The organism is Streptomyces sp. NPDC058051 (assembly GCF_042885475.1).
In the GTDB taxonomy this organism is placed as follows: domain Bacteria; phylum Actinomycetota; class Actinomycetes; order Streptomycetales; family Streptomycetaceae; genus Streptomyces.
In genome coordinates this window covers 292,801-318,426 of the sequence record NZ_JBHVRW010000005.1, presented here as the reverse complement: position 1 = coordinate 318,426, position 25,626 = coordinate 292,801, and the positions used below count along the sequence as shown (strand labels likewise).

The 25,626-nt window shown below is 69.6% G+C and carries 20 protein-coding genes; 1 reads left to right on the top strand and 19 read right to left on the bottom strand.

Annotated elements, in window-relative coordinates:
* Positions 1–38: 38 nt before the first annotated feature.
* On the bottom strand, positions 39–191 hold the full coding sequence (locus tag ACFVUT_RS11375; RefSeq protein ID WP_389645502.1) for a hypothetical protein: 153 nt from the start codon (positions 189–191) through the stop codon (positions 39–41).
* A 111-nt stretch (positions 192–302) separates the two neighbouring features.
* On the opposite strand from ACFVUT_RS11375, the gene ACFVUT_RS11370 reads away from it, so the two are divergent.
* Positions 303–1,448: a M48 family metallopeptidase gene (locus tag ACFVUT_RS11370; protein ID WP_389645499.1), complete on the top strand. Its 1,146-nt coding sequence runs from the start codon at positions 303–305 to the stop codon at positions 1,446–1,448.
* On the opposite strand, the gene ACFVUT_RS11365 is transcribed toward ACFVUT_RS11370, so the two are convergent.
* The 18 genes from ACFVUT_RS11365 to ACFVUT_RS11280 all read right to left on the bottom strand — a co-directional run.
* The gene (locus tag ACFVUT_RS11365; RefSeq protein WP_389645496.1) at positions 1,435–2,502 is read right to left on the bottom strand and encodes a hypothetical protein; all 1,068 of its coding nucleotides are present in this window, start codon (positions 2,500–2,502) and stop codon (positions 1,435–1,437) included. The genes ACFVUT_RS11370 and ACFVUT_RS11365 overlap by 14 nt on opposite strands.
* Positions 2,503–2,835: 333 nt before the next feature.
* Entirely contained in the window at positions 2,836–3,441 is a 606-nt protein-coding gene (locus tag ACFVUT_RS11360; RefSeq protein WP_389645494.1) for a hypothetical protein, read from the bottom strand.
* Between the two features lie 67 nt (positions 3,442–3,508).
* The gene (locus ACFVUT_RS11355) at positions 3,509–4,792 is read right to left on the bottom strand and encodes a glutamate-5-semialdehyde dehydrogenase (RefSeq protein WP_389645491.1); all 1,284 of its coding nucleotides are present in this window, start codon (positions 4,790–4,792) and stop codon (positions 3,509–3,511) included.
* Positions 4,793–4,870: 78 nt separating this feature from the next.
* On the bottom strand, positions 4,871–5,371 hold the full coding sequence (locus tag ACFVUT_RS11350; RefSeq protein ID WP_389645489.1) for a hypothetical protein: 501 nt from the start codon (positions 5,369–5,371) through the stop codon (positions 4,871–4,873).
* A 146-nt stretch (positions 5,372–5,517) separates the two neighbouring features.
* Entirely contained in the window at positions 5,518–6,603 is a 1,086-nt protein-coding gene (proB, locus tag ACFVUT_RS11345) for a glutamate 5-kinase (protein ID WP_389645769.1), read from the bottom strand.
* 186 nt (positions 6,604–6,789) lie between these two features.
* Positions 6,790–7,386 (bottom strand): dTDP-4-dehydrorhamnose 3,5-epimerase, encoded by a 597-nt coding sequence (gene rfbC, locus ACFVUT_RS11340; protein WP_389645486.1) that lies wholly within the window; start codon positions 7,384–7,386, stop codon positions 6,790–6,792.
* A gap of 55 nt (positions 7,387–7,441) precedes the next feature.
* Entirely contained in the window at positions 7,442–9,439 is a 1,998-nt protein-coding gene (locus tag ACFVUT_RS11335) for a glycosyltransferase family 2 protein (protein ID WP_389645483.1), read from the bottom strand.
* Between the two features lie 138 nt (positions 9,440–9,577).
* Positions 9,578–10,372, bottom strand: coding sequence for a class I SAM-dependent methyltransferase (locus ACFVUT_RS11330; protein WP_389645480.1), 795 nt, complete (start codon positions 10,370–10,372; stop codon positions 9,578–9,580).
* Between the two features lie 292 nt (positions 10,373–10,664).
* On the bottom strand, positions 10,665–11,549 hold the full coding sequence (gene rfbD, locus ACFVUT_RS11325) for a dTDP-4-dehydrorhamnose reductase (protein WP_389645477.1): 885 nt from the start codon (positions 11,547–11,549) through the stop codon (positions 10,665–10,667).
* A 103-nt stretch (positions 11,550–11,652) separates the two neighbouring features.
* A complete protein-coding gene (gene rfbB / locus ACFVUT_RS11320) occupies positions 11,653–12,639 on the bottom strand; it encodes a dTDP-glucose 4,6-dehydratase (RefSeq protein ID WP_389645474.1) in 987 nt (328 codons plus the stop codon).
* A complete protein-coding gene (locus ACFVUT_RS11315) occupies positions 12,636–13,706 on the bottom strand; it encodes a glucose-1-phosphate thymidylyltransferase (RefSeq protein ID WP_389645471.1) in 1,071 nt (356 codons plus the stop codon). Before ACFVUT_RS11315 ends, rfbB begins: the two co-directional genes overlap by 4 nt.
* Positions 13,707–13,826: 120 nt before the next feature.
* Positions 13,827–15,053 (bottom strand): glycosyltransferase family 2 protein, encoded by a 1,227-nt coding sequence (locus tag ACFVUT_RS11310; protein WP_389645468.1) that lies wholly within the window; start codon positions 15,051–15,053, stop codon positions 13,827–13,829.
* 136 nt (positions 15,054–15,189) lie between these two features.
* Positions 15,190–17,214 (bottom strand): hypothetical protein, encoded by a 2,025-nt coding sequence (locus tag ACFVUT_RS11305; RefSeq protein WP_389645465.1) that lies wholly within the window; start codon positions 17,212–17,214, stop codon positions 15,190–15,192.
* 153 nt (positions 17,215–17,367) lie between these two features.
* Positions 17,368–18,867, bottom strand: coding sequence for a D-ribitol-5-phosphate cytidylyltransferase (locus ACFVUT_RS11300; RefSeq protein ID WP_389645462.1), 1,500 nt, complete (start codon positions 18,865–18,867; stop codon positions 17,368–17,370).
* A gap of 382 nt (positions 18,868–19,249) precedes the next feature.
* On the bottom strand, positions 19,250–20,686 hold the full coding sequence (gene obgE, locus ACFVUT_RS11295; RefSeq protein ID WP_389645460.1) for a GTPase ObgE: 1,437 nt from the start codon (positions 20,684–20,686) through the stop codon (positions 19,250–19,252).
* 163 nt (positions 20,687–20,849) lie between these two features.
* A complete protein-coding gene (gene rpmA, locus ACFVUT_RS11290) occupies positions 20,850–21,107 on the bottom strand; it encodes a 50S ribosomal protein L27 (protein WP_018103204.1) in 258 nt (85 codons plus the stop codon).
* A 14-nt stretch (positions 21,108–21,121) separates the two neighbouring features.
* Positions 21,122–21,442: a 50S ribosomal protein L21 gene (gene rplU, locus ACFVUT_RS11285; protein ID WP_030921216.1), complete on the bottom strand. Its 321-nt coding sequence runs from the start codon at positions 21,440–21,442 to the stop codon at positions 21,122–21,124.
* 601 nt (positions 21,443–22,043) lie between these two features.
* Positions 22,044–25,626 (bottom strand): Rne/Rng family ribonuclease (locus ACFVUT_RS11280; protein WP_389645456.1); only part of this gene is annotated, 3,583 nt, incomplete at its 5' end.

Here is a 25,626-nt window from a genome sequence, read left to right as displayed (position 1 = left end):
ACATCGTATGCGGGCGTCCCTGGCACGCTCACGCCGACTCAGTCGTTGTTGTCGTCGCTGCGGTATCCGCGAAGCAGGAACCAGCCGAGCAGGACGGCTCCGACGAGCGAGCCGAGCAGCACGATACGAAGCGTGTTGCCGGGCCCCTGCGCCTCGGATGCGGTGGCGAGCAGAGCAACGGTATGCGGCATGTCGGGCGTCTCCTCAGTTATCCACAGCCCCCCGCACACCGTAGCCCCAGCGCCTACGCTGGGTTGTGTCAGGGGGCGAGCGACGTCTCGTACGAACAGGGGGCCCAATTCATGACCGAACGCAGCCACGAGAGCCGCGAGAGCGTGCCGAGCAGGCAGCGCAGGCGTTTCGCGGGAATCTCGTCCCGGGCCTACGAGCACCCGGCGGACCGCTCGGCCCTGGTGGCCCTGCGCAAGCTGAGCGGTTTCGACACCGTGTTCAAGACACTGAGCGGCCTGCTGCCCGAGCGCAGCCTGCGCCTGCTCTTCCTCTCCGACTCCGTCCGGGTGAGCGACGCGCAGTTCGCCCATCTCAACGACATGCTGCGGGACGCCTGTTACATCCTGGACCTGGAGAAGGTCCCGCCGATGTACGTCAACCAGGACCCGCAGCCCAATGCCATGTGCATCGGTCTCGACGAGCCGATCATCGTGGTGACGACGGGCCTGGTGGAGCTGCTCGACGAGGAGGAGATGCGGGCCGTCGTCGGCCACGAGGTGGGACACGCCCTCTCCGGTCATGCCGTGTACCGCACGATTCTGCTGTTCCTCACCAGTATCGCGTTGAAGGTCGCCTGGATCCCGCTCGGCAATGTCGCGATCATGGCGATCGTGACGGCACTGCGCGAGTGGTTCCGCAAGTCGGAGTTGTCGGCCGACCGGGCGGGACTGCTGGTCGGACAGGACCTGCAGGCTTCGATGCGCGGCCTGATGAAGATCGCGGGCGGCAATCATCTGCACGAGATGAATGTGGATGCCTTCCTCGCCCAGGCCGACGAGTACGAGAAGGGCGGCGATCTCCGCGACTCGGTGCTCAAGATCCTCAATCTGCTGCCCCGCTCGCACCCCTTCACCACGGTGCGCGCGGCCGAGCTGAAGAAGTGGTCCGAGACCCGCGACTACCAGCGGATCATGGACGGCCACTACCCGCGGCGCGACGAGGACAAGGACACCTCGGTGACGGACTCCCTCCGGGAGTCCGCGTCGCACTACGCGGACGCGGTGCGCACCAGCAAGGATCCGCTGATGAAGCTGGTCGGCGACATAGCCGGCGGCGCCGGGGATCTGGGCGGCAGGCTCCGCGACAAGTTCACCGGTCAAGGAGGCGGCGGCGCAGCGGGCCGGAACAGCGCCAAGGACGGCCCGGCGGGCTCTACGACGTCCCAGGAGCCCCAGGAGCCCCAGAGTCCTGATGAGCCGGGCGCTACGGGGAGCTGACCGCCAGCGTTCCGCAGAGCGCCGCCGTGGGCCGGCCCGTCGCGTACGGGTCGGTGCCCACGGGGACGCCGGAGACAGCGTGCTGCCCGGCGAGCAGCGGCCGCAGCGCACCGCTGCTGTCCGTCGGACACGACTGCGGTCCGGCCAGTACGTAACTGGTGCGCAGCTCCAGGCGGTGCAGCCGCAGGTCTTCCCGGTCGAAGCGGAAGTGCAGCTCGCGCCGCACGGTGAAGAGGGAGGCGCCGCCTGCGCGTTGCGGCCCGGATGCGGCCGGGCGGAGCGTGTAGGTGAAGGTGTGGTCCGAGGTCACCTCCAGGGTGTCGGACCCCGCCTCGGCATAGCTCAGGGTGCCCCGGACCCGTATGTCCGGAGCGGCCAGGGCCACCTTCGCCGCGTCGAATCGCACCAGCCAGCCGGTCGCGGCATGCCGGCCGTCGTCGGCCGGCCGGCTCATGCTGCGGTCGAACTGAGCCGTCTGGTCCGGGTCGAGCAGCCGTTCGACCGGGCGCACCGCGTTCCCGGTGAGGACGTCGGGGTCGAGCGAGGATGCCACCAGGTAGTCCTTGACCGTGTTCAGGGCCGCCTCCACCTGGCTGTCCGAGAAGTTGTCCGTCGCCCGGACCGCGGGCAGATTGATGCCTGCTGCACCCGTTTCGGACTGGGCGGCGGGGCTCTTCGCGAGAAGGCCGGCGGCGGTCCCGCCGGGCACGGCACCCCGGGGTGCCAGGGGTACAACGGTCGAACTCAGAGGTTCGACCTTTCTGCCGACGGGCGCCTGGTAGGGGTGGCGGAAGCCCATGTACACGGCTGTTCCGAAAGCCAGGGCTATCAGGATCACCAGGGCGACGGCGGCCTTGGAGCCGGCCCGGAAGCCCCGGGCCGGGAGGCTCCGTACGGCCCGGGCGTGATCTTCCATGCGCTCCTCGGCGGAGAATTCCTTCAACCGTGCAGCGCGCACGAACGACTCGTCGAAGACGAGTGATCGGTACTCGTCGTCACCGCCGCCCGGGGTGCTCTCGGGCGGACCTTCAGGTGGTTCTCCGCGGTCTGCCATGACTTCTCCCGACTCCACGTCACCGGCCGGGGCCGAAACGCTTCGCTCTGCGTCGGCCGTACGGCCTCGGACAGGGCCTGTCCGTCATGAGTTCGTATGACGTCGAATGACTGCGCATGTACGGACGAGTGAGAAGCCGCCTCGTAGAGAGGCGTCACATCTTCAGGGTAGGTCGATTACGACCGGGGTAAACGCTCAGCCGCGAGAGAACCGTCTCCGAATTGCCCCGCACACCGCCGACCGCCTTCAGGAAGGGCGCGGAGACCGGAACGGAAGCGGATATGTCAGGCGCACCGGACCGGTCGTCCCACCCCACGCGCCGGACGGGCTGTCTCAGCCCACGCGGGGGACCGCTGAGACCGTGGGCCGCAGGTAGCCGTCCGGGGCCGACGGGACGGCGCTGGGGACACGGCGGGGAACGCTGTCCACACCGGTGGTGGCGGGCGGCGGGACGGGGTCCTGGCGGCTGCCCGAGGTATTGCGGTAAACGGCGCTGAATGCGAGCGCGATCATTCCGATGCCCATCAGCACGGCGAGCAGCCAGGCCACCGGCCGGTGCCAGCGCGCCGCACCTCGGTAGGGGCGCAGGGCGCCGCCGTGTCGCCCGTAGGGGCCGCTGTCGTACGCGTCGTCGTCATCAGGGTCCAGCGGGTCGCCATAGGCGTTCCCGCGGGCGTATGCGCCGCCCGGTCCATATCCCTCGTCGTAGAGTTCGTCGTCCGGCGGACCGCCGCCCGCCCTCGCCCGGGACGCCTCGGCCTCGGCACGCGCCTGTGCAGCCGCCAGCAGCCGCTCCACGGCGGTCGGCTCATGGATCTCCGCGGCCCGTACGAAGTCCTCGTCGAACACCACGGAGGCGAAGTCCTCGTCCGCGCCCCCGCGGTCGTCGTCGGGCTCCCAGCCGTCCGGGAACGGCCTGCCCCCCACGTCGTCCGGCACGGCTCCAGACTAGCCCTGCCGGGTGGTTCTGGGCAGGGAGCCCGCGAGATTCACCGAACCCGGACGGTCACCGCACGTGGCCGTCGCCCGTGACGATGTACTTCGTCGAGGTCAGCTCCGGCAGCCCCATCGGGCCCCTGGCGTGCAGCTTCTGCGTGGAGATGCCGATCTCGGCACCGAAGCCGAACTGGCCGCCGTCGGTGAAGCGCGTCGACGCGTTCACGGCCACGGTCGTGGAGTCGACCAGTTGGGTGAAGCGGCGGGCAGCGGCCTGGGAGGTGGTCACGATCGCCTCGGTGTGACCTGAGGACCAGAGCCTGATGTGGGCGACGGCGGCGTCCAGCGACTCCACGACGGCCGCGGCGATGTCGTACGAGAGGTACTCGGTCTCCCAGTCCTCCGGCGTCGCCGCCACCACGGTGGCCTTGGAACCCTCGGCGTACGCGAGGACCCGCTCGTCCCCGTGCACGGTCACCCCGGCGTCGGCCAGCGCGTCCAGTGCGCGCGGCAGGAACTCCGCGGCGATGTCCTTGTGGACCAGGAGCGTCTCGGCGGCGTTGCAGACGCTCGGGCGCTGCGCCTTGGAGTTGATCAGGATGGCGACGGCCATGTCGAGGTCGGTCTGCGCGTCCACGTACACGTGGCAGTTGCCGGTTCCGGTCTCGATGACCGGAACGGTGGATTCCTCGACGACCGTACGGATCAGCGAGGCGCCGCCGCGCGGGATGAGGACGTCGACGAGACCTCGGGCCCGCATCAGTTCCCGGACCGAGTCGCGGTTCTCGCCCGGCACCAGCTGCACCGCGTCGGCCGGAAGGCCGGAGCCGCCGACGGCGTCGCGCAGCACCCGCACGAGGGCGACATTGGACGCGTACGCGGACGACGAGCCGCGCAGCAGGACGGCGTTGCCCGACTTCAGACAGAGGGCCGCGGCGTCGACCGTCACGTTGGGCCGGGCCTCGTAGATGATCCCGACCACGCCGAGCGGCACCCGGACCTGTCGGAGGTCGATGCCGTTCGGCAGGGCCGAGCCGCGGACGACCTCGCCGATCGGGTCGGGCAGAGCCGCCACGTCCCGCACGTCGGCGGCGATGGCACGGATCCGCTCCGGGGTGAGGGTGAGCCGGTCGACGATCGACTCACTGGTCCCGGCCTCCCGGGCACGGGCGACGTCCTCGGCGTTGGCCGTGACGATCTCGCTCGTGCGCACCTCCAGCGCGTCCGCGATCGCCAGCAGCGCGTCGTCCTTCACCGCGCGCGGCAACGGCGCGATGTCGGCGGCGGCGGAGCGTGCCCGGTAGGCCGCCTGGGCGACCGGGGACATGTTGTCGTAGGGCGAGAGCGTGGTCATGCCCGCAGCGTAGTGCGCACACTGCGGGCATCCGTCACTATCCCGTGATGCGAGACAACTGCCCAGGATCCGACGCACTCAGTACGGGTGCACGCCGACCGGGGCGGCCGGGGGCGGTCCGTATCCCTCGGCCACGCGCTGGTGATACGTCTCGCGGTCGATGACCTCCAGACCGACGATCTCCCAGGGTGGAAGCCCGGCGGTGGAGCGGTGCTCTCCCCACAGCCGCAGCGCGACGGCCGCCGCGTCGTGCAGGTCACGGGCCTCTTCCCAGTAGCGGATCTCCGCGTGGTCGTTGGCGTACCTGCTGGTCAGCAGGAAGGGGTGGTCGTGCGCGAGCTGTTCGAGACCGCGTCTGATCTCCTTCAGCGGGAACTCGGCCCCCGAGACACTGAGCGTGACGTGCCAGAGTCTTGACGGGGTGCGCTCCTCCCCCGCCGCCGCGGGCTCGGGCCCCGTGGTCCGTTCGTATCCGCGGTCCACGGATCGGCTCCCGTCGAAGCCGACACCCGCTCCCACGCTGGTCAGGGCCCGGCCACCCGTTCCTCGGGGCGGCGCCCCCGGGCGCGCTCGTCTCACCGGCGGCCTCCTGTGAATGCGTTTGCTGTGCTCTGTACCCCGCTGTGTCACCGTGACAAAGTTGACCAGTCCTCGGCCGACGATGGGGCGGTTTTCGTGAAGGTCCCTGTCCCGAGGCTGGACTTTCAGCCGTTTCAGGGGCTCTGTCAGGGGTGCAGGACGACGAGATCGTCCCTGTGTACGATCTCGCGCTCATATGCCGGACCGAGTTCCCGCGCCAGGTCGCGGGTGGAACGGCCGAGCAGCTGCGGGATCTCCTTGGCGTCGAAGTTGACGAGCCCACGGGCGACGGCACGGCCTTCGAGGTCGCGCAGTTCCACCGGGTCGCCCGCGCTGAACTCACCCTCGACCGAGGCGATTCCGGCGGGCAGCAGCGAGCTGTGGCGCTCGACGACCGCCCGCACGGCTCCGTCATCGAGAGTGAGCGAGCCCTGCGGGGTGGAGGCGTGGGCGAGCCAGAGCAGCCGGTCCGCCGAGCGGCGACCGGTGCGGCGGAAGTACGTACCGGTGTCGCGCCCGGCCAGGGCGTCCGCCGCCTGACTCGTCGAGGTGAGGACGACCGGGACTCCGGCGGCCGTGGCGATCCGGGCGGCCTCGACCTTGGTGACCATGCCGCCGGTGCCGACGCCCGCTTTCCCCGCGCTGCCGATGACGACACCCGCGAGATCCTCGGGGCCGGCCACTTCCGCGATCCGTGAGGTGCCCGGGGTGCTGGGATCGCCGTCGTAGAGGCCGTCCACGTCCGAGAGCAGGACCAGCAGGTCGGCGCGGACGAGATGGGCGACGAGCGCGGCGAGCCGGTCGTTGTCGCCGAAGCGGATCTCGTCGGTGGCGACGGTGTCGTTCTCGTTGACGATCGGGAAGGCACCCATGTCCAGGAGCTGGTCGAGGGTGCGGTAGGCATTGCGGTAGTGGGCGCGGCGGCTGGTGTCGTTGCTGGTGAGCAGCACCTGGCCGACCCGTACGCCGTAACGTGCGAAGGAGGCGGTGTAGCGGGCGACGAGAAGCCCCTGCCCGACGCTGGCGGCGGCCTGCTGCCGGGCCAGGTCCTTGGGCCGGCGGTGCAGTCCGAGCGGGGCGAGCCCGGCCGCGATGGCACCGCTGGAGACGAGTACGATCTCGCGCTCCCCGCCGCTCCTCACCTTGGTGAGGACGTCCACGAGCGCGTCCACCCGGTCGGCGTCGAGGCCGCCCGCCGCGGTGGTGAGGGATGAGGAACCGACCTTGACCACGATCCTGCGGGCCTCTGCGACGCCCTGCCTGACTCCTGACACGTGCTGTTCCCGTTCCGAGGAGGCGCTGTCTTCAGGCGGTCAGGCTACGCGAGCGGCCGGGCGGGACGTCCGCCTGTTCCGAGGTGTGGGATGCGCGGGTGGTGCCCCCGCGCACCCCGTGCACCCGCGCACCCCGTGCCCGGTTCAGCGGGCCCGCAACTGCTCCCGGAAGGAGAGGCAGTCCTCGTAGCGGGGCAGGAGCCCCTGCTGCTCGGCCTCGGCGAGCGTCGGCGCCTGCTCGTCCTTGGGGGAGAGCAGCGGCTCGATGTCCTCGGGCCAGGCGATGGCGAGTTCGGGATCGAGTGGATTGATGCCGTGCTCCCTCTCGGGCGCGTACCCCTCGGAGCAGAGGTAGACCACGGTCGCGTCGTCGGTCAGGGCGAAGAAGCCGTGGCCGAGGCCCTCCGAGATGTAGACCGCGTGGTGGTTCTGGTCGTCGACACGGACGATCTCCCACTGCTTGTACGTCGGGGAGCCGACCCTGATGTCGACGATGACGTCCAGGACGGTGCCGCGTACGCACTTGACGTACTTGGCCTGGCTGGGCGGCACATCCGCGAAGTGGAGGCCGCGCAGGGTTCCCCGACGGGACACGGAGTAGTTCGCCTGGACCAGGCTGAGGTCCTGGCCGGTGGCCTCCCGGAAGTCCGCGCTGCGGAACCACTCGTGGAAGCTGCCGCGGTCGTCGGGGAACACCTTCGGCTCGTGGACCCAGGCGCCTTCGATGGACAGAGGTCGCATTCTGTTCTGCTTTCTCACTGCAAGGTGGTGTTGTGACGGCTGCTGGGCGGGGAGGCTACCTGGCCAGGGCCCGCTTGATGCGGCCTGCCACACGCCGCGCCAAAGACCTCTTCGGTGCGGACCCGGCGGACTTCTTGGCCGCCTTGGCGTCCTTGACCGCCTTGGCCGCCGCGTCGGCCGTGGTCACGGACACCGATCCGTCGAGGGCGACCGGAAGCTTGGCCCAGCGGAACGTGCCACGTCTGGCGGACGGCAGGCCGAACTCGACGCTCCAGAAGTGCCCGGTGCCCAGCCCCTCCGGAAGCGGTGCGCGGAGCACGGCTCCGGCGGCGCCCGGTGCGAGAGTCGCGGCGGATTCCGCCTGGCCGCTGCCCGACAGGGCCTTGAAGCGCAGCGCGGCGCTCTCGGTGCCGGAAGCACCGTTCATGGCGACGGGGACGGGCAGTTCGATCCTGGCGTCGTCCAGGATCACGTCCTGTGGGGTGAGGCTCTTGAGGTCCCGGTCGAACCGGCTGGTGGCAAGGTCCACGTCGAGGGAGAGATTGCCGTACGGCTCGGTCCAGTACGGCAGGACCAGCCGTCGGGGCTCGCCGCTCAGGGCACCGCGCCGACCGCTCTCGATCTCCTCGGCACGGGACGATCCGAGGCGGACCTCCTTGGTCCAGCCGCACGCGCTGATCCGGATCAGGATGTCCCAGATGCCGTCGCCGAGCGGTGCGCCGTTGGCCGCGGTCTCGGGGTTGATCGTCGCCTCGGCCCGGAGCACCAGCCGGAACGTCGTCCCGTCGTCGGAGGAGATCCGCTCGCGCGTGAAGTCGACCGGCTGGAAGAACTCCGCGGCAGTGGAGCGTTCCCGTACGACCAGGTCGACCTTGGACGCGTCGACGGTCGCGACCGTGCTGACGCCGAGACCGGCCACGGCGTCCAGGGTGCCCTGTGCCAGCGGGGGGTTCAGCAGCGCCTTGTCACCCTCGGTCCGGAACGTCATCGGTTCGTCGTCGGCCTGGTACTCGGCGGTGAAACCGACCCTGAGCACCCCACCGTCCCACGTCAGGGACTCCAGGTGGCCGGTGGGCTTGATCCCGGACTCCCAGCGGGCCAGTTCCTCGATGTCGGCGAGGCGGTCGTCCACGACGAGCGCGGCGACGATCTGCTGGGTGGGCTGCATCCCCGCCGCGACACCGGGACCGAACCGTTCGGTGACGACACCCCGGATCTCGGTGTACAGCTCCTGCCGGTAGTCCTCCGGCAACTGCAACAGACGCTTGCCGCGGAGGCGTTCGACCATCTCGTTGCGCAGCCAGCGTCGGTACATGCTGTCCCGGAGCCTGCCGGGCTCCGTGTACTGCTCGACGATGTCGAGGGCTTCCCGGAGGTTCTTGTAGTAGCCGACCGGGTCGAAGCGCTGGAAACCGGCGTTCGAGGCGTCCTCACGCTTGATGTGGTAGTAGCACAAGTAGTCGCTGAGGACCGAGACGTTGGAGGCGCGGAGGTAGGTCTCGACCACGAAGACATGGTCCTCCAGGCGCCGCCGGCCCTCGCGGAAGCGGATTCCCTTGCTCTGCAGGAATTCCTTGCGGAACATCTTGTGCGGCGTGAGGCTGTCCATGAGCGGCGCATCGGAGACGTGGGCGCGCGGGCGGTTCGTCCGGAAGAGCTCCACCGGCACCGGACGGCCCTTGCCGGCCATCTTGCCGATGATGACGTCGGCCTCGTTCGCGACGCCGTAGTTGTACATGCGCTCCAGCGCCTCGTCGCCCAGCCAGTCGTCGTTGTCGACGTACATGACGAACTCGCCCCGGGCCGCGTCGGTGCCGACGTTGCGGGGCTTTCCCGACCAGCCCGAGGACTCCTGGTGGATGACGTGCACGTTCGGGTACGCTGCGGCGATCTCGTCCAGCCGTGCCGGAGTGGCGTCGGTGGAGCCGTCGTCGACGAAGATGGCCTCGTACTCGTCGTCCGGCAGGCTCTGCCGCAGGAGCGAGGAGATGCAGTCCTCGATGTACTCACCCGGGTTGTACACCGGGATGACGACGCTGACCTTGACGGACATGCAGCTAGCCCCAAAAGTGAGGAAAGGCCCCGGCGTCTCATCGCCTCGGGAACACGTGCGCGTCAGATTATCCCAAGGCACCACCGGAGGCGGCCCGAGGTGGTTCCGGGCCGCCCCTCCCCTGCCGGTGCCTGCGACTCAGCCGGTCAGCGCCTCGATCTGGCGGCGCAGCGGCGCGTAGGCGGAGCGCGGACGGCGCAGATTGCGGGCGCGGACGAGCGAGGACCAGAAGGCGGCTTCGAGCAGCGCCTCGGGCTGTACGGCGTTCTTGCGCACCAGCAGCTCGTCGGGGACGGCCTGCGGGTCGGGCACGACGTATTCCGCGATGATCTCGTCGTACGCGTTCTTCAGCACCCTGCTGTCCGGGTCGGCACCGAAGATCAGCACGACGCCCGTGGGCTGGGTGTCGACCTCGACCACGGTCAGGTCGGGGCGGAAACGCCGCAGCACGGTCGCCACCTTGTAGACGTCGCCCGTCCAGGCATTGGTGTGCCGGTCGCGGGCGGCCTCGTCGACGCTGCGCGGCAGCATGTCGTCGAGCACGACGACGCTCGACCAGCGCGCGTGACGCTCGACGTTCATGAAGTCGCGCAGGGCGAACTCGAAAAGGTGCATGCCGTCGATGAACGACAGCTCCAGCTTGGGGTCGCCGCCGAAGACATTCAGCGGATCCTTGCGGGCCAGGGCGCGGAAGGGGTTCCGCCCGTTGCGCAGGTGCAGCAGCGGGTCCTTGCGGGCGAAGAAGTCGTCGCTGGTCGCCCGGACCAGGTGGGCGTCGCAGCTGAGCTCCGTCACCACCTTGAACGCCGGATCGACGGCGACGGACGGCACCCGGGACAGCGTCAGGCTGCGACCGTCGTTGACCCCGATCTCAAGGTAGTTCCGGGGCTTCAAGACGCGGTGCAGGTGGCGCAGAAATTCATGGCGATGCACGTGACGGTCCTTCACTGGGAATCAACGGGCTCCATTCCCAGCGAAGTTAGTCGTCCGGCGGCCGGTTCGTAAACGAAATGGCCGAGACCGACACGGAACTCACCGCATACCCGTACCTCGCGCGGGTATTCTGCCGGCCCTGCGCGGACAGCCCGCGGACAGCCCGCGGATCGCCCCGGTGCGGGGTGCGGTGCGTCACACGGCGAAGGGACGTCCGCAAACCCCGTGTACCGGAACGTCCCGACAGCACGGCGAGGTGCCGGGGCTGCGACCGGGGACGACGGGGCGGCGCTCAGCCGCGCTCCGCCCGGACCAGGGACGGGAACGCTTCGGCGAGCGCTTCCTGCCAGGGCCTTGCCGGGGCGATCCCGGCCCGGGCCCAGCGCTCATGGCCCAGCACGCTGTACGCGGGACGCGGCGCGGGGCGGACGAACGCCTCGCTGGTGGTGGGCCTCACCCGTTCGGGGTCCGCTCCCAGAAGCCGGAAAATCTCCTGGGTGAAACCGAACCATGTCGTCTCGCCACTGCTCGTCCCGTGGTACGCACCCGCCGGGGCGGTGCCGGCGAGGGCTCCGTGGCCCAGCCGCACCAGCAGGTCGGCCAGATCGACGGTCCAGGTGGGCTGACCGCGCTGGTCGTCGACGACGTCGAGGGTGTCCTTGATGCCTTCCAGCTTGATCATCGTACGGACGAAGTTGCCACCGCCCGCGCCGTACAGCCAGGCGGTACGCACGACGTAGCCGGTTTCCGGCAGGGTTTCCAGGACCGCTCGCTCACCGGCCAGCTTGGTGCGGCCGTAGGCGCTGCGCGGCCCGGTCGGCGCCCCCTCCGGGTACGGGGACGTGGCGTCCCCCGCGAAGACGTAGTCGGTCGAGACGTGCAGCAGGATCGCGCCGTACTCCGCGCAGGCCTCCGCCAGGCGCAACGGGCCCTCGCCGTTGATCCGCAGCGCCTCGCCCTCACGGGACTCCGCGTCGTCCACCGCGGTCCAGGCCGCGCAGTTGACCACCACGGCCGGCCGGTGCTCGGCCAGCGCGGCGCGCACGGCGGCCGCGTCCGTGATGTCCAGTGTCCGGTGGTCCGGACCGACCGCCGTCACGCCGTCACCGGCAAGACGTGCGAGAAGGTCCTGACCGAGCATTCCGCCCGCTCCGGTGATCAGCCAGCCGTCACTCATGTGGTTCCGTTCTCTGTCGCACCGGGCCGGCTCCGCCGGAGCCCGGTTTTGGAAGTCGGCCCAAGGAGGGACAGACCCATGCCCGCCCCGCCTCTGCCCGGGGTCAGAGCGCGGCCCGGTCCTTCAGCGGCTCCCACCAGGCGCGGTTGTCGCGATACCACTGCACGGTCTCCGCCAGGCCGGTGCGGAAGTCCTTGCGGGGCTCGTAGCCGAGCTCCTCACGGATCTTGGCGCAGTCCACCGAGTAGCGGCGGTCGTGGCCCTTGCGGTCCTCGACATAGGTGACGCTGGTGTCCCAGTCCGCCCCGCAGGCGTCGAGGAGCAGGCCGGTGAGCTCCTTGTTGGAGAGCTCCGTGCCGCCGCCGATGTTGTAGACCTCTCCGGCCCGGCCCTTCGTACGCACCAGTTCGATGCCCTGGACGTGGTCGTCGATGTGCAGCCAGTCCCGGACGTTGGCGCCGTCGCCGTACAGCGGGACCTTCTTGCCGTCCAGCAGGTTGGTGACGAACAGCGGGATGACCTTCTCGGGGAAGTGGTGGTGCCCGTAGTTGTTGGAGCAGCGGGTCACCCGCACGTCGAGGCCGTGGGTGCGGTGGTACGAGAGCGCGATCAGGTCGCTGGACGCCTTGGCCGCGGAGTACGGCGAGTTGGGCGCGAGCGGGTCGGTCTCGGGCCAGGAGCCCTCGTCGATGGAGCCGTAGACCTCGTCGGTGGAGATGTGCACGAAGGTCTTGATGCCTGCCAGGTGCGCCGCGTGGATCAGGGTGTGGGTGCCCACGACGTTCGTACCGACGAATTCGGCGCCGCCGTCGATGGAACGGTCCACGTGGGACTCTGCGGCGAAGTGCACCACCTGGTCGTGCTCCGCCATCAGCTTGGAGACCAGCTCGGCGTCGCAGATGTCGCCCTGCACGAACCTGAAACCGGGGTGGTCGCGCACCTCGTCGAGGTTGGCCGGGTTGCCCGCGTAGGTGAGCTTGTCGAGCACGGTGACGGCGATGTCGCCGGGGCCCTCGGGGCCGAGCACCGTACGGACGTAGTGCGAACCGATGAAGCCGGCGCCGCCGGTCACCAGGATGTTGATGGTCATGAGGAGATCTGCACCTTGCTGTGGTCGCCGAGTACGAGTCGGTGGGCGGAGGGGGAACGGGGCGCGGGGGTCACCTCGACGTCACGGCCGATGAGCGACGCCTCGACACGGCGGACACCGGCGATGGAGGCGCCGCGCAGAACGATGGAGTACTCGATCTCGCTGTCCTCGATCCGGCAGTCCTCCGAGATCGAGGTGAACGGTCCGACGTACGCGCCGCTGATCACCGACCCGGCACCGATGATCACGGGACCGACGATGCGGCTGCCGCTGACCTTCGCACCCGCCTCGATCCGCACCCTGCCGATGATCTCACTGGTCTCGTCGACCTCGGCCTCGTCGTGGTACGGCTCGACGGTCTCCAGGACGGTCCGGTTGACCTCCAGCATGTCGGTGACGTTGCCGGTGTCCTTCCAGTACCCGCGGATCGTGGTGGAGCGCACGTCCCGCCGCTGGTCGATCAGCCACTGGATGGCGTGGGTGATCTCCAGCTCGCCGCGCCAGGAGGGCTCGATCGCACGGACGGCCTCGTGGATGGCGGGGGTGAAGAGGTAGACACCGACGAGTGCCAGATCGCTCTTGGGCTTCTTCGGCTTCTCCTCCAGGGACGCCACCCGGCCTTCGGCGTCGAGTTCCGCGACGCCGAAGGAGGTCGGGTTCGGCACCTGGGTCAGCAGGATCTGCGCATCGGGCCGGTCCGAGCGGAACTCCTCCACCAGACCGGTGATCCCGCCGACGATGAAGTTGTCACCGAGGTACATGACGAAGTCGTCGTCCCCGAGGAAGTCACGGGCGATCAGCACCGCGTGGGCGAGGCCGAGCGGCTCGTCCTGCGGGATGTACGTGACCTCGATGCCGAGCCGGGAACCGTCGCCGACCGCCTCGCGGATCTCCTGGGCGGTGTCGCCCACGATGATGCCGACATCGGTGATCCCGGCTTCCGCGATGGCTTCCAGGCCGTAGAAGAGCACGGGCTTGTTGGCCACCGGCACCAGTTGTTTGGCGGAGGTGTGGGTGATGGGACGCAGGCGGGTGCCGGCCCCTCCGGATAGTACGAGAGCCTTCACGTGACGAGTCCCCAGAGTGAGATGTCGGTCCCGCCGCGGGAGTGCGACGTCCGAACGAATTTTACTGAGTTTCCGGGCATACCGGCCGAACAGACGATCCGGACGGTGTGGGAGCGGCCGCTACTCCGCGTTCCTCCGGGCCCTCCAGCGACGTACGTCACGGCGCATCCTGCGTGCCACACGCCGGGACAGCGAGGCCCTGGGGGCAGCGGCCTTCGGCTGTTCCAGGCGCTTGCCCTCGCGCCACTCGGGCACGGTGACTTCGTAGTCGGAGTCGGCCAGGCCGGCCGACTTGTCGCGGAAGTGCGGGTATGCGAGGTAGAGCTTGTCACCCTCGCGCGATGCGATCACATCCGGGACCGTCTTCGCCCGGAGATACAGCAGGAGATCGATCAGCTGATCCGTGCGCCCCCGCGCCACCCATGTGAGCCGCAGCCGCTCAGCCACCTTGATCAGCCGTGCCACTCCGTCGTCCCAGTAGGCGTCCATCAGCGGCGCCGCGAGTTCCATCTTGTGCCGCCGGACGTCCTCCGAATCCTTCAATAACACGGGGCCGAACTGCTGCAGCATCCCGACCGTGAAGGGGCGGACCATCAGGAAGTCCCGCTTCGGCCCGGCGGGCTCGATGCGGTGGATGAGCGCCATCATGGCGCGCATGGAATCGAAGCGCCATTCATAGCCGCCGCTCTTCGTGACGTGCTTTCCGTCGTCACGACCCACCAGGTAGTAGCACACATAGTCGGAGATCACGGATATCCCGGCACCGCGCAGATACGCCTCCATGGTGAAGAGGGCATCCTCACCGGTTTTGAGATTCTCGTCGAATCTCAAGGAGAGACGTTCCAGCAGAGCGCGCCGGAAGAGCTTCTGCGCGCTCAGCGTGTAAATGACCTTGGAGTTGTAGACGTCGACGCGTTCCTTGGTCGCCTTCCACATCGACTTCGGTGCGCCCCGGTTCACACCGACCACCTTGCCGAGGACCACATCGGTGCCGGCCCGGTCGGCCATGGTCACCATGCGCTCCAGGGCCTCGTCCCCGAAGTAGTCGTCGGCGTCCAGGAAGAACACATAGCGGCCGCGTGCCCTGTCGAGACCCACATTGCGCGGGCCACTGGGGCCGCCGGAATTCTTCTGTCTGATCACCCGGGTCGGAATCCGGGAGCGGGCTGCGAAATCCTCCAGGTACTCACCCGTGCCGTCGGTGGAGCCGTCGTCGACCGCGACAATTTCGATCCGGTCGGCGCCGAGAGTCTGCGCCTCCACCGATTCGAGACAACGGACGAGATAGGGCATCGCCTCATACGCGCCGATAACCACGGTTACGTCAGGAATTTGCGTCTCGTTCACACAAACACAAGACAGCCGGATCGCTCCGTTGGTTGTCCCGGCGCCCCGATGTCCGTGGTGACCCTCATCACAAAGGCCCGGCACGCCCCGCTGAGGGGTGTGCCGGGCCCAGCTCGATCGTGTACGGCGCGTGGCGTCAGCCGCCCACGGGCTCACCGAGGCTCTTCGCCACTCCGGTGTTGCGCGCCTCGGACTTGGCCGCGAGCGCCTTCACGGCCGCGTCGAACTGCATGAGGGACGTGGGCTCGTCCGGGCCGAGGAGGTACCGCTTCAGCTCCTGCCGGGCCTCCGCCAGCGTGTCGGTGCCGGGGTCCGTCACCGCGTCGAGCAGGGTGTCCAGCTCGGTGGCCGCGTTGGAGAGGATCACCGCGGCACGTACCGCGGTGTTCTGCCGGCGGAACTCGTCCTCGCCCAGTGCGGCGGAGTCGGCGACCGCGTACGGCTTGCCGCTCGCGATGAAGTCCGACACCACGCTGGAGATGTCCGAGACCATGGCGTCGGACTCGTTGAAACAGTCGTACAGCCGCATCTGGGAACCGGTGATGACCCGGTGCTCCCACCAGCCCTGCGCACGCCAGGCCGCGGTGTTCCACTCGTCCTTGAGCCTCGCGGTCTCGGCCTCGCGCGCGGGGTCGGCCAGCGAGTCGCGCGAGAGCTCCGCCTCGTCCCGGGCGGTACGGCCGCCGCTGGAGAGTTCGGCCAGACGTGCCTCGATACGGGCCAGCTCGGCCCGGGCCTCGGCCTGCTCGCCCTGCAGCGCGGCCGACTCCTTTGCCCAGCGGGGGTCGGTGACCCGCTGGGCCGCGGCCTGCTCGATCATCGCGGTGATGCGCAGGTGCGCGGCCAGGGCCTTGGCGCTGCGCGTGCCGGTGAAGGGATGCGGCTTGTACAGCAGCCGGATCGGCTTCTCCGCGTTCAGCAGCCGCTTGACGATGTTCTCGCCGGCCAGCAGCAGCGAGGTGTTGCCGGGGTTGTCGTCCCAGCCCTCCCACGTCGGGGCGTACAGCACGGTCGGGATCGGGTTCTTCGGCGTGCCGGTCCACGACTGGATGGAGGCCAGCTGCGGGCGGCCCACCTCGACGATGTCCTCGTCGCGCACACCGACGTCGGCCAGGGCGTAACGGTCCCGGCCGGCCCGGCCCGCGGTCCACACCTCGTCGTAGACCTTGCTGTAAGGGTTGACGCTGGCGATCTTGTCGCTGTCGCCGTGGCCGATGAAGACGTGCTTCATCGTCGGCACCCGGAGCAGGTGGATGTTCTTGCCGACGTTGGCGGCGTAGAACGCCACCCGCACCGTCGAGAGATCCAGATTCATCAGGTGCACGCCGCCGGGCACACAGAGCACCGGCACCGACGTCGTGGCGAGCTGCGGAACGATGTTGCGCTCACGCAGGAAGATCAGCGGCCGCCCACCGAGCTGGGCCATGGTCTCCAGCCACATGTTGACCTGGTAGGCCGAGTCCTTGGAGCCGGAGAAGTACAGCATCACGGTCGGCCGGTACTCGGCCAGCCAGTCGTCGACCGCCTTGAGGACCTTGGCGTCCGGCGGTACGAGCCGGCTCGGCCGGACGTACGGCAGAAGCGCCGCCAGGTAACCGAACGCGAGGACGAGCGTGAGACCGAGTCCGGCGTAGGCGATGGCGTACCTGCCGGTCTCGACCGCGATCAGCACACCCACCATCGAGAAGATGTCCAGGTGCAGCATCTTCTCCGCAGGCCTGTTCATCAGGCCCTGCGGCGGGGCGTCCCCTATCCGCACCGTCTTCAGGTCGATGTTGCGGGTGACCACCGGCAGCTTGCGGCGCAGCCGGATGAGGGTGACCATCGCGCTCTGGGGCGCCTGGAGTCCGTAGAAGGCCAGCAGGCAGGCGACCGTCACGTAGAACAGCGTCTGCTCTCCGTACCCCATGCGGGAGAGCAGCAGGATCAGCAGCAGCTGACGGACCAGGAAACGGATCGAAAGCCCCGCGCGGACAGCGGCGAGCCGGTTGACCAGATAGCTCCCGCAGTGGTGCAGATACTGGTCGGCCACGTAGGTCACGACGGCAGCGCCTGCGAAGAACCAGAGGTTGGGGATTATGGCCGCGAGCATTATGCACGGGAACCCCAGGGCCATGAGGAGAGCGGCGGCCAGCTCGGAACCACTGCCCACTCGAGCCATGCGAATGGCTTTCGAAATCACGAAGTACCGCTCCCGAGGACGCCGACTGATTACCTTGCGGGGAAAATGTGAAGGCAGAACTCCACGAATTCGGACCCCTGTGGTTCGCACACGGCGTCCACAGGGGTCCGAATAGTCGATTGTCAAGCAGTATTACACATCGGCCTGTCGGTCGAGGACAGCCGCCAGAGCCTGCTCGAAGTCCGACGCCTCGGAGGCGCCGCGGGTCGGGTCCTGCTGGCGTACGTCGATGACATGGCCGGTCATCCCGGAGAGCAGGACGTCGAGGGATGTCCTGGCCACCGCCTCGGAGGAGAGCAGCGTGCCTGCGGGCTCCTCGCCGAACGCCTTGGTACGCATCGGGGTCGCGGTGCGCTCCGGGTTCACGCAGTTCACCCGGACTCCGTCGGCCGCCCACTCGTCCGACAACGCCTGGGTGAGATTCACCATGGCGGCCTTGGTCGACGAGTAGAGGCTGTACTCCGCGCGGCCCCGGGTGTAGCTGCTGGAGGTGTAGAGCAGCAGCTGCCCCTTGGTCTCCGCGAGGTACTTGTACGAGGCGCGGGCGATCTGCACCGGGGCCAGGTAGTTGACGTTCAGCGCTTCCTGGATGGTCGCGCTGTCCGTCTCGGCCAGCTTGCCGATGCGGAGCACGCCCGCGGTGTTGATCACGTAGTCGACGCGGCCGGTGTCCGCGTAGGCCTTGGAGAGCGCGTCGTCGATGTGCTCCGGGTTCTCCACGTGCGTTCCGGTGGTGGAGCGGCCCAGGGCGTAGACGGTGGCACCGTAGGACTCGGCGAGCGTCGCGATGTCCGCACCGATGCCGTACGAGCCGCCGAAGACGACGAGGGTCTTGCCGGTGAGCAGCTCACGGTAGGCGGCTTCGTCGGTCGGGCGCGGGACGGCCGTGGAGGCCAGCTGGAAGAGCTTGTCCGCGATGAAGACGTCGACCGGCTGGGTGACCTTCATGTTGTACTCGTCGCCCTCGACCACGTAGATCGGCACGTCGGGGAGGTACTTCAGGACGACCGAGCAGTCGTCGGTGGCCTGGAAGTTCGGGTCCTCCGCGGCGACCTCGTAGGCCCGGCGGATCGTGGAGAGCTTGAAGGCCTGCGGCGTCTGACCGCGGCGCAGCCGGGAGCGGTCGGGCACGTCGGTGATGAACTCGCCGTCGCCGCCGTGGGTACGGGTCACGATGATCGTGTCCGCGGAGGGGATGGCGACGTCGACCGCCTGGTAGCGGTACAGGGCGTCGACGCAGTCCTGGATGACGCGCTGCGAGAGCAGGGGGCGCACGGCGTCGTGGAACAGGACGTTGCGGTCCTCTCCCTCGGCCAGGCCCTCACCGAGGGCCGCGATGGCGCGCTCGGTGGTCTCGTTACGGGTGGAGCCGCCCTCGATCACCTGGGTGACCTTGGTGAATCCGGCCTTGGCGACGATCTTCTCCACGTCGGGCACGTAGCCCGGAGCCATCAGGACGATGACGTCGTCGATGGAGTCGGCCTGCTGGAAGATCGACAGCGTGTGCTCGATGACAGCCTTGCCTGCGATCTTCAGCAGCTGCTTGGGGATGGACAGACCCACGCGCTGGCCGGTACCGCCGGCGAGCACGACTGCTGTGGTTCGGGCTTTGGCTATGTGCTGAGCAGACACGGACGACCTACCTTGGGGGTGGAAGATACAGCGATGGTTGCACTCTCCGTTTCCGTCTCGCAAGGCGGACGTCGGCCACCGCACACCGTATCGAAACCTTCTGTTGCCCTGCGATCAGGGCGTATACCGGAATTGACTCTCCCCCACCAGGTGACCGACACCACACGATTGAGCGGCATGAATCACCCTTGAGCGTATTCGGTTGCACCGGTCACACGGTGCAAGATCGCACCCGGCCATCGGTCGCCCGGCGCGAAAACACGCACTGCCACCGGTCGCGCGGCGCGAAAACACGCACTGCCACCGGTTTCACGGCGCGAAGAGCGCGCACCGGTGCCGGACAGGCGTGCGGAGCAAGCCCGTCCGGCACCGCTGTCCGGCCCTAGAACGGGTTGAAGTCGTCGAACTCGCGCTGCGCCTCGTCGCGTTCGGCATCTCGGTCACGACGGCGCTGGGCCGCCGGGCGCGGCGCGTCGAAGCGGTGGTCCTCACCACGTCGACCGAGCATCTCCGCGCCTGCCGCCATGGTCGGCTCCCAGTCGAAGACCACGGCGTTGTCCTCGGCGCCGATGGCCACGCCGTCGCCCGCGCGGGCGCCCGCCTTCATCAGCTCGCCCTCGACACCGAGTCGGTTGAGACGGTCCGCGAGGTAGCCGACGGCCTCGTCGTTGCTGAAGTCGGTCTGCCGCACCCAGCGCTCCGGCTTCTCGCCGCGCACCCGGAAGAGGCTGTCCTCTTCCCTGGTGACGGTGAAGCCCGCGTCGTCGACGGCCTTCGGACGGATGACGATACGGGTCGCCACCTCCACGGGCTTGGCCGCGCGCGCCTCGGCGACGATGCCCGCGAGCGCGAAGGAGAGCTCCTTCAGGCCGGTACGGGCGACGGCGGACGCCTCGAAGACGCGGTAGCCCCGCGACTCCAGGTCCGGGCGGATCATGTCGGCGAGGTCCTGGCCGTCGGGGATGTCGACCTTGTTGAGGACGACGATGCGGGGCCGGTTCTCCAGACCGCCGTACTGCTTCAGCTCCTCCTCGATCATGTCGAGGTCGGAGACGGGGTCACGGTCGGACTCCAGCGTCGCGGTGTCCAGCACGTGCACGAGCACCGAGCAGCGCTCCACGTGCCGCAGGAACTCCAGGCCGAGACCCCGGCCCTGGCTGGCACCCGGGATCAGCCCGGGCACGTCGGCGATGGTGTAGACGGTGCTGCCCGCGGTGACCACGCCGAGGTTCGGGACGAGAGTCGTGAAGGGGTAGTCGGCGATCTTCGGCTTGGCCGCCGACAGGACGGAGATCAGCGAGGACTTGCCGGCGCTGGGGTAGCCCACCAGCGCGACATCGGCGACGGTCTTCAGCTCCAGGACGATGTCCCGGGCCTCTCCGGGCTCACCGAGCAGCGCGAAACCGGGGGCCTTGCGCCGGGCGGAGGCCAGCGCGGCGTTGCCGAGGCCGCCGCGGCCGCCCTGCCCCGCGACGAAGGTGGTGCCCTGGCCCACGAGGTCGGCCAGCACCTCGCCGTTCCTGTCGAGCACGACCGTGCCGTCGGGCACGGGCAGGACCAGGTCCTGTCCGTCCTTGCCGGAACGGTTGTCGCCCGCGCCGGGCTGACCGTTGGTGGCCTTGCGGTGGGGGCTGTGGTGATAGTCGAGGAGCGTGGTGACGGACTGGTCGACGACCAGGGTCACATCGCCGCCACGGCCGCCGTTGCCGCCGTCCGGACCGCCGAGCGGCTTGAACTTCTCACGGTGTACGGAGGCGCAGCCGTGGCCTCCGTTACCCGCGGCGACGTGCAGTTCGACGCGGTCCACGAAGGTGGTCATGGTGGGATCCTCCAGTTACATGCATGCAGAAATGTCTCACTCGCGCCGTCCCCGCACAGGGAGAAAGCTGTCTCTCATGGGAGAAACACGCGAAAGGCGGACCCGCTTCCCGTACGGGAAGTGAGGTCCGCCTCCGCAGAAACCGCTCGACGAGCGCCGAAAATCAGCCGGCGATCGGAACGATGTTCACGACCTTGCGGCCACGGTGCGTGCCGAACTCGACCGCACCGGCGGCGAGTGCGAACAGCGTGTCGTCGCCGCCACGGCCGACGCCCGTGCCCGGGTGGAAGTGGGTGCCGCGCTGGCGGACCAGGATCTCACCGGCGTTGACGGCCTGACCGCCGAAGCGCTTCACGCCGAGCCGCTGAGCATTGGAATCGCGCCCGTTCCGGGTGGACGATGCGCCCTTCTTGTGTGCCATGTCTCCTCAGTCCCTTACTTCGCAGCCGCGGGGATACCGGTGACCTTGATCGCCGTGTACTGCTGACGGTGACCCTGGCGACGGCGGTAGCCGGTCTTGTTCTTGTAGCGAAGGATGTCGATCTTCGCGCCCTTGTGGTGGTCCACGACCTCGGCCTGGACCTTGATCCCGGCCAGCACCCACGGGTCGCTGGTCACGGCGTCGCCGTCGACCACGAGCAGGGTCGAGAGCTCGACCGTGTCGCCAACCTGGGCAGTGGAAATCTTGTCAACCTCAACGATGTCACCGACAGCAACCTTGTGCTGGCGGCCACCGCTGCGCACGATGGCGTACACGCGGATCTCTCTCTCGCTCGGAACGGATCCCCTGATGCCAGCCGCCCGCACGGGCCGGGGCCCGCGACGATCCGGAAGGATGAGCGGCCTCTCCTGACGGACGAGTCCACCGGGAGGAATGTGCTCAGGGGGTGGGCGCGCATGGGAAACACGCCGAGGGGCAAGGTTACGGGGCCGCCCCTCAGAGGGTCAAACCGGGTCGCCCCCGACAGGGGCCACGCCCCGCCGGACCGCCCCGATACCGACCACGGCCGTGACGGGCCTCACACGCTCAGGCGCTGTCTCCACCACGTGGCGCACCCCTCCCCACCGGCGTGGCGACACCGGCAAGGCGACACCGGCGTGGCGACCCTCCCCGCGGCAGCAGACGGCACGCTGCGGACGGCGCCGTCCGCCGCGGCGATCGGTGGGCGCCGGTCCGCTGCGAGGCGGTCACAGCGCCCCGAGGGCGCCTTCCCTCCGGCACTCGGGCATCCGGCCCCGACGCCGGCAGGAAGGCCGGCACCCGGCGTGCAGGAAGGCCGCCGTCCAGCACGAAGGAGGTGCGGGGCCCTCGTCCTGCGCGGGCCCCGCACCTCCTTCATCGCTGTGCGACTGCCGGTCAGCTCCCGGTGTCGGCCGAGACCGACGCCTGCGACGGCTGCTCCGCGGCGACCGCCTTCTTCGCTGCCGCCTTCTTGGCCGTCGTCTTCTTCGCGGCGGTCTTCTTGGCAGCCGTCTTCTTGGTGGCCGCCTTCTTGGCCGTGGCCTTCTTCGCCGTCTTGCGTGCCGTCTTCTTCGCCGGCGCCTCCGCTTCCGCGCCCTCCGGGACCGGAGTGGCCTCGGCCGATTCGGCAACGGGCTCAGGTGCGACGGCGGGCTCCGGCTCGGTGGAACCGGTCACCACGACGACCTCGGCCGCGTCCGCGCCCACGGGCGAGCCCGCGGGGGCGGTGACCTTGCGGGTCACTCGGCGACGGGCCCGCGGCGGGGCGGCCTCCGGGACCACCTCCTCGGGGACCGCCTCGGGCTGCGGGGCCTCTGCCGGGGCCTCCTCGACGACCGGGGCTTCCTCGGCGACGGGAGCCGTCACCGAGGCCGTGGCCTCGACCGGCTCGGCCGGGGCCGGCGAGCCCGCCGGAGCGGTCGCCTTGCGGGTCGCACGACGGCGCGTACGGCCCTGAGGGGCCTCGGCGGCCGGCTCCGGCTCCACGACCGGTTCCACGACGACGACCTGCTCGGGCTCCACGATCACGACCGGCTCCGGCTCGGCCACCGGGGCCGCCGCGGCCTTCGGGGCACCCACCGGGGCCGACGCCCTGCGGGTCGCACGGCGACGGCCACGACCGCGCGTGGCAGCCGCCTCGGCCTCGGCCGCGCTGCTGTACAGCTCCTCGTCCGGGACGAACTCCGGCTCGGGCAGCGCCACCGGGGCGGCCACCTCTGCAGCCACCTCGGCCTCGGTCTCGACCTCGGACACGTACTCGTGCTCGTGCTCGTGGTCCTGGCCCGCACCGCCGCGGCCACGCTTCTTGGAACGCTTGCCGTTGCCGCCACCACCGACCGAGGTCGGCTGCTCCATGTGCACGATCACACCGCGCCCGTTGCAGTGGACACAGGTCTCGGAGAAGGACTCCAGCAGGCCCTGGCCCACCCGCTTGCGGGTCATCTGGACCAGGCCGAGCGAGGTGACCTCGGCGACCTGGTGCTTCGTGCGGTCGCGTCCCAGGCACTCCAGCAGGCGCCGGAGCACCAGATCCCGGTTGGACTCCAGCACCATGTCGATGAAGTCGACGACGACGATGCCGCCGAGGTCGCGCAGCCGCAGCTGACGCACGATCTCCTCGGCCGCCTCCAGGTTGTTCTTGGTGACGGTCTCCTCAAGGTTGCCGCCCTGCCCGGTGAACTTGCCGGTGTTGACGTCGACGACGACCATCGCCTCGGTCTTGTCGATCACCAGCGAGCCGCCGCTCGGCAGATAGACCTTCCGGTCCAGCGCCTTCATCAGCTGCTCGTCGATCCGGTACGTCGCGAAGATGTCGACCTCGGACGTCCACCGCGACAGGCGGTGCGTCAGGTCGGGTGCCACGTGCGAGACGTAACCGTGAATGGTCTCCCACGCGTCGTCACCGCTGACGATGACCTTGGAGAAGTCCTCGTTGAAGATGTCACGGACGACCCGGACGGTCATGTCCGGCTCGCCGTACAGCAGCGTCGGCGCGTTGGAGCTGCTGGTGCTCTTCGACTTCTTCTGGATGTCCTCCCACTGCTCCTGCAACCGCTCGACATCGCGACGCAGCTCGTCCTCGCTGGCACCCTCCGCCGCGGTACGGACGATGACGCCCGCGTCCTCGGGAACGATCTTCTTGAGGATGGTCTTCAGCCGGGCCCGCTCGGTGTCGGGCAGCTTGCGGCTGATGCCGGTCATCGAGCCCTCGGGCACGTAGACCAGGTAGCGGCCGGGCAGCGAGACCTGACTGGTCAGGCGGGCGCCCTTGTGACCGATCGGGTCCTTGGTCACCTGGACGAGGACGGACTGGCCGGACTTCAGCGCGGTCTCGATGCGGCGCGGCCCGTGGGCCATGCCCAGGGCTTCGAAGTTCACCTCACCGGCGTACAGGACGGCGTTGCGGCCCTTGCCGATGTCCACGAAGGCCGCCTCCATGGACGGCAGTACGTTCTGCACCTTGCCCAGGTAGACGTTGCCGACGTAGCTGGTGGCCTGCTCCTTGTTGACGTAGTGCTCGACGAGCACGTTGTCCTCAAGGACACCGATCTGCGTACGTTCGCCGTTCTGGCGGACGACCATCACGCGCTCGACGGCCTCGCGGCGCGCCAGGAACTCGGCCTCGGTGATGATCGGGACGCGGCGGCGGCCCTGCTCACGGCCCTCGCGGCGGCGCTGCTTCTTCGCCTCCATGCGGGTCGAGCCCTTGATGGACTGGACCTCGTCGAAGCCCGTACCGTGCTCGCGCTCTTCCTTCTTGCGGGGCTCGCGGACCTTGACGACCGTGCGCTCCGGGTCGTCCATGGCACCCTCGGCCGTGACGTCACCGCTGCGACGGCGGCGACGACGGCGACGACGGCTGCTGCTGGATCCGCCGGCGGACTCCTCGTGGTCCTCCTCGGCCTCCTCGGCCTCCTGGTCCTCTTCGGCATGCTCGTCGGCAGCGGCCTCGTCGCCGTGCTGCTCCGCGGCCTCGTCGCCCTCGCTGGGCTCACCACGACGGCGGCGACGGCCTCCGCGACGGCGACGGCGCGAAGGCCGGTCCCCGTACTCGTCCGTCTCCTCGCCCTCGTGCTCACCCTCGTCCTCGGGCTCGGGCTCGTGCTCGTGCTCGGGCTCGGGCTCCTCGGCGTGCTCCTCCACCGCGGCAGCGGCGGCCGGCTCGGGCTCGGCGGCCTCGCCGCGACGACGGCGACGACGGCGCGAACCACCCTGCGGCGCGGCCTCAGCGGCCGGGGCCTCCGTGACGGCGGCCGGCTCCTCGACCGTCTCGACCTCCTCCTCGACCTCTTCATGGCGCGAGGCGGCAGCGGCGGCGGCCGCGGTCTCCGGGGTCTGGAACATCGGCTCGGCGAAGACCGGCGCCTGGAACACGGCCACGGCGGGGCGCGTCGCGCGACCGCTCTTCTGTACGGGTTCCTCGGTCCTGCCGGTGAACTCGGGCCGGCCTGCGGCAGCCGTGGCCCGGCGGCGCTGGCGGCCTCGGGGAGCCGCTTCCTCCACCTCGGCGGGCTCGGCGGCCGGCTCCTTGGCAACCGCCTCGGGCACGCTCTCGCGGGTGTCCTCGGCGGCCTGCGGCGCACCCGCCGGAGCGGTCGCCTTGCGCACCGCACGACGACGTCCGCGCGGGGCCTCCGCGACCTCGACGTTCTCGGCTGCCTCGCCGACGGCTTCTTCCGCTGCCGCGGGCGCGGCGGGCTCGGCCGCTGCCTCCCCGTGCTGCGGTGCACCGGCCGGAGCCGAAGCCCTGCGCCGGGTGCGTCCGCGCGGCGCGGCGGCCACGGGCTCAGCGGCCGGGGCGGCCTCCTCGGGCTCGGCACTCGCCGCGGGCGCTGCTTCTTCCACGATCTCGACGGCCTCGGCGGCCTGCGGCGCACCCGCGGGGGCCGTCGCCTTGCGCACCGCACGACGACGCGTACGCGCAGGCGCAGCCACCTCAGGCTCAACCTCGGACACAGCCTCGGACACCGCCTGAGGC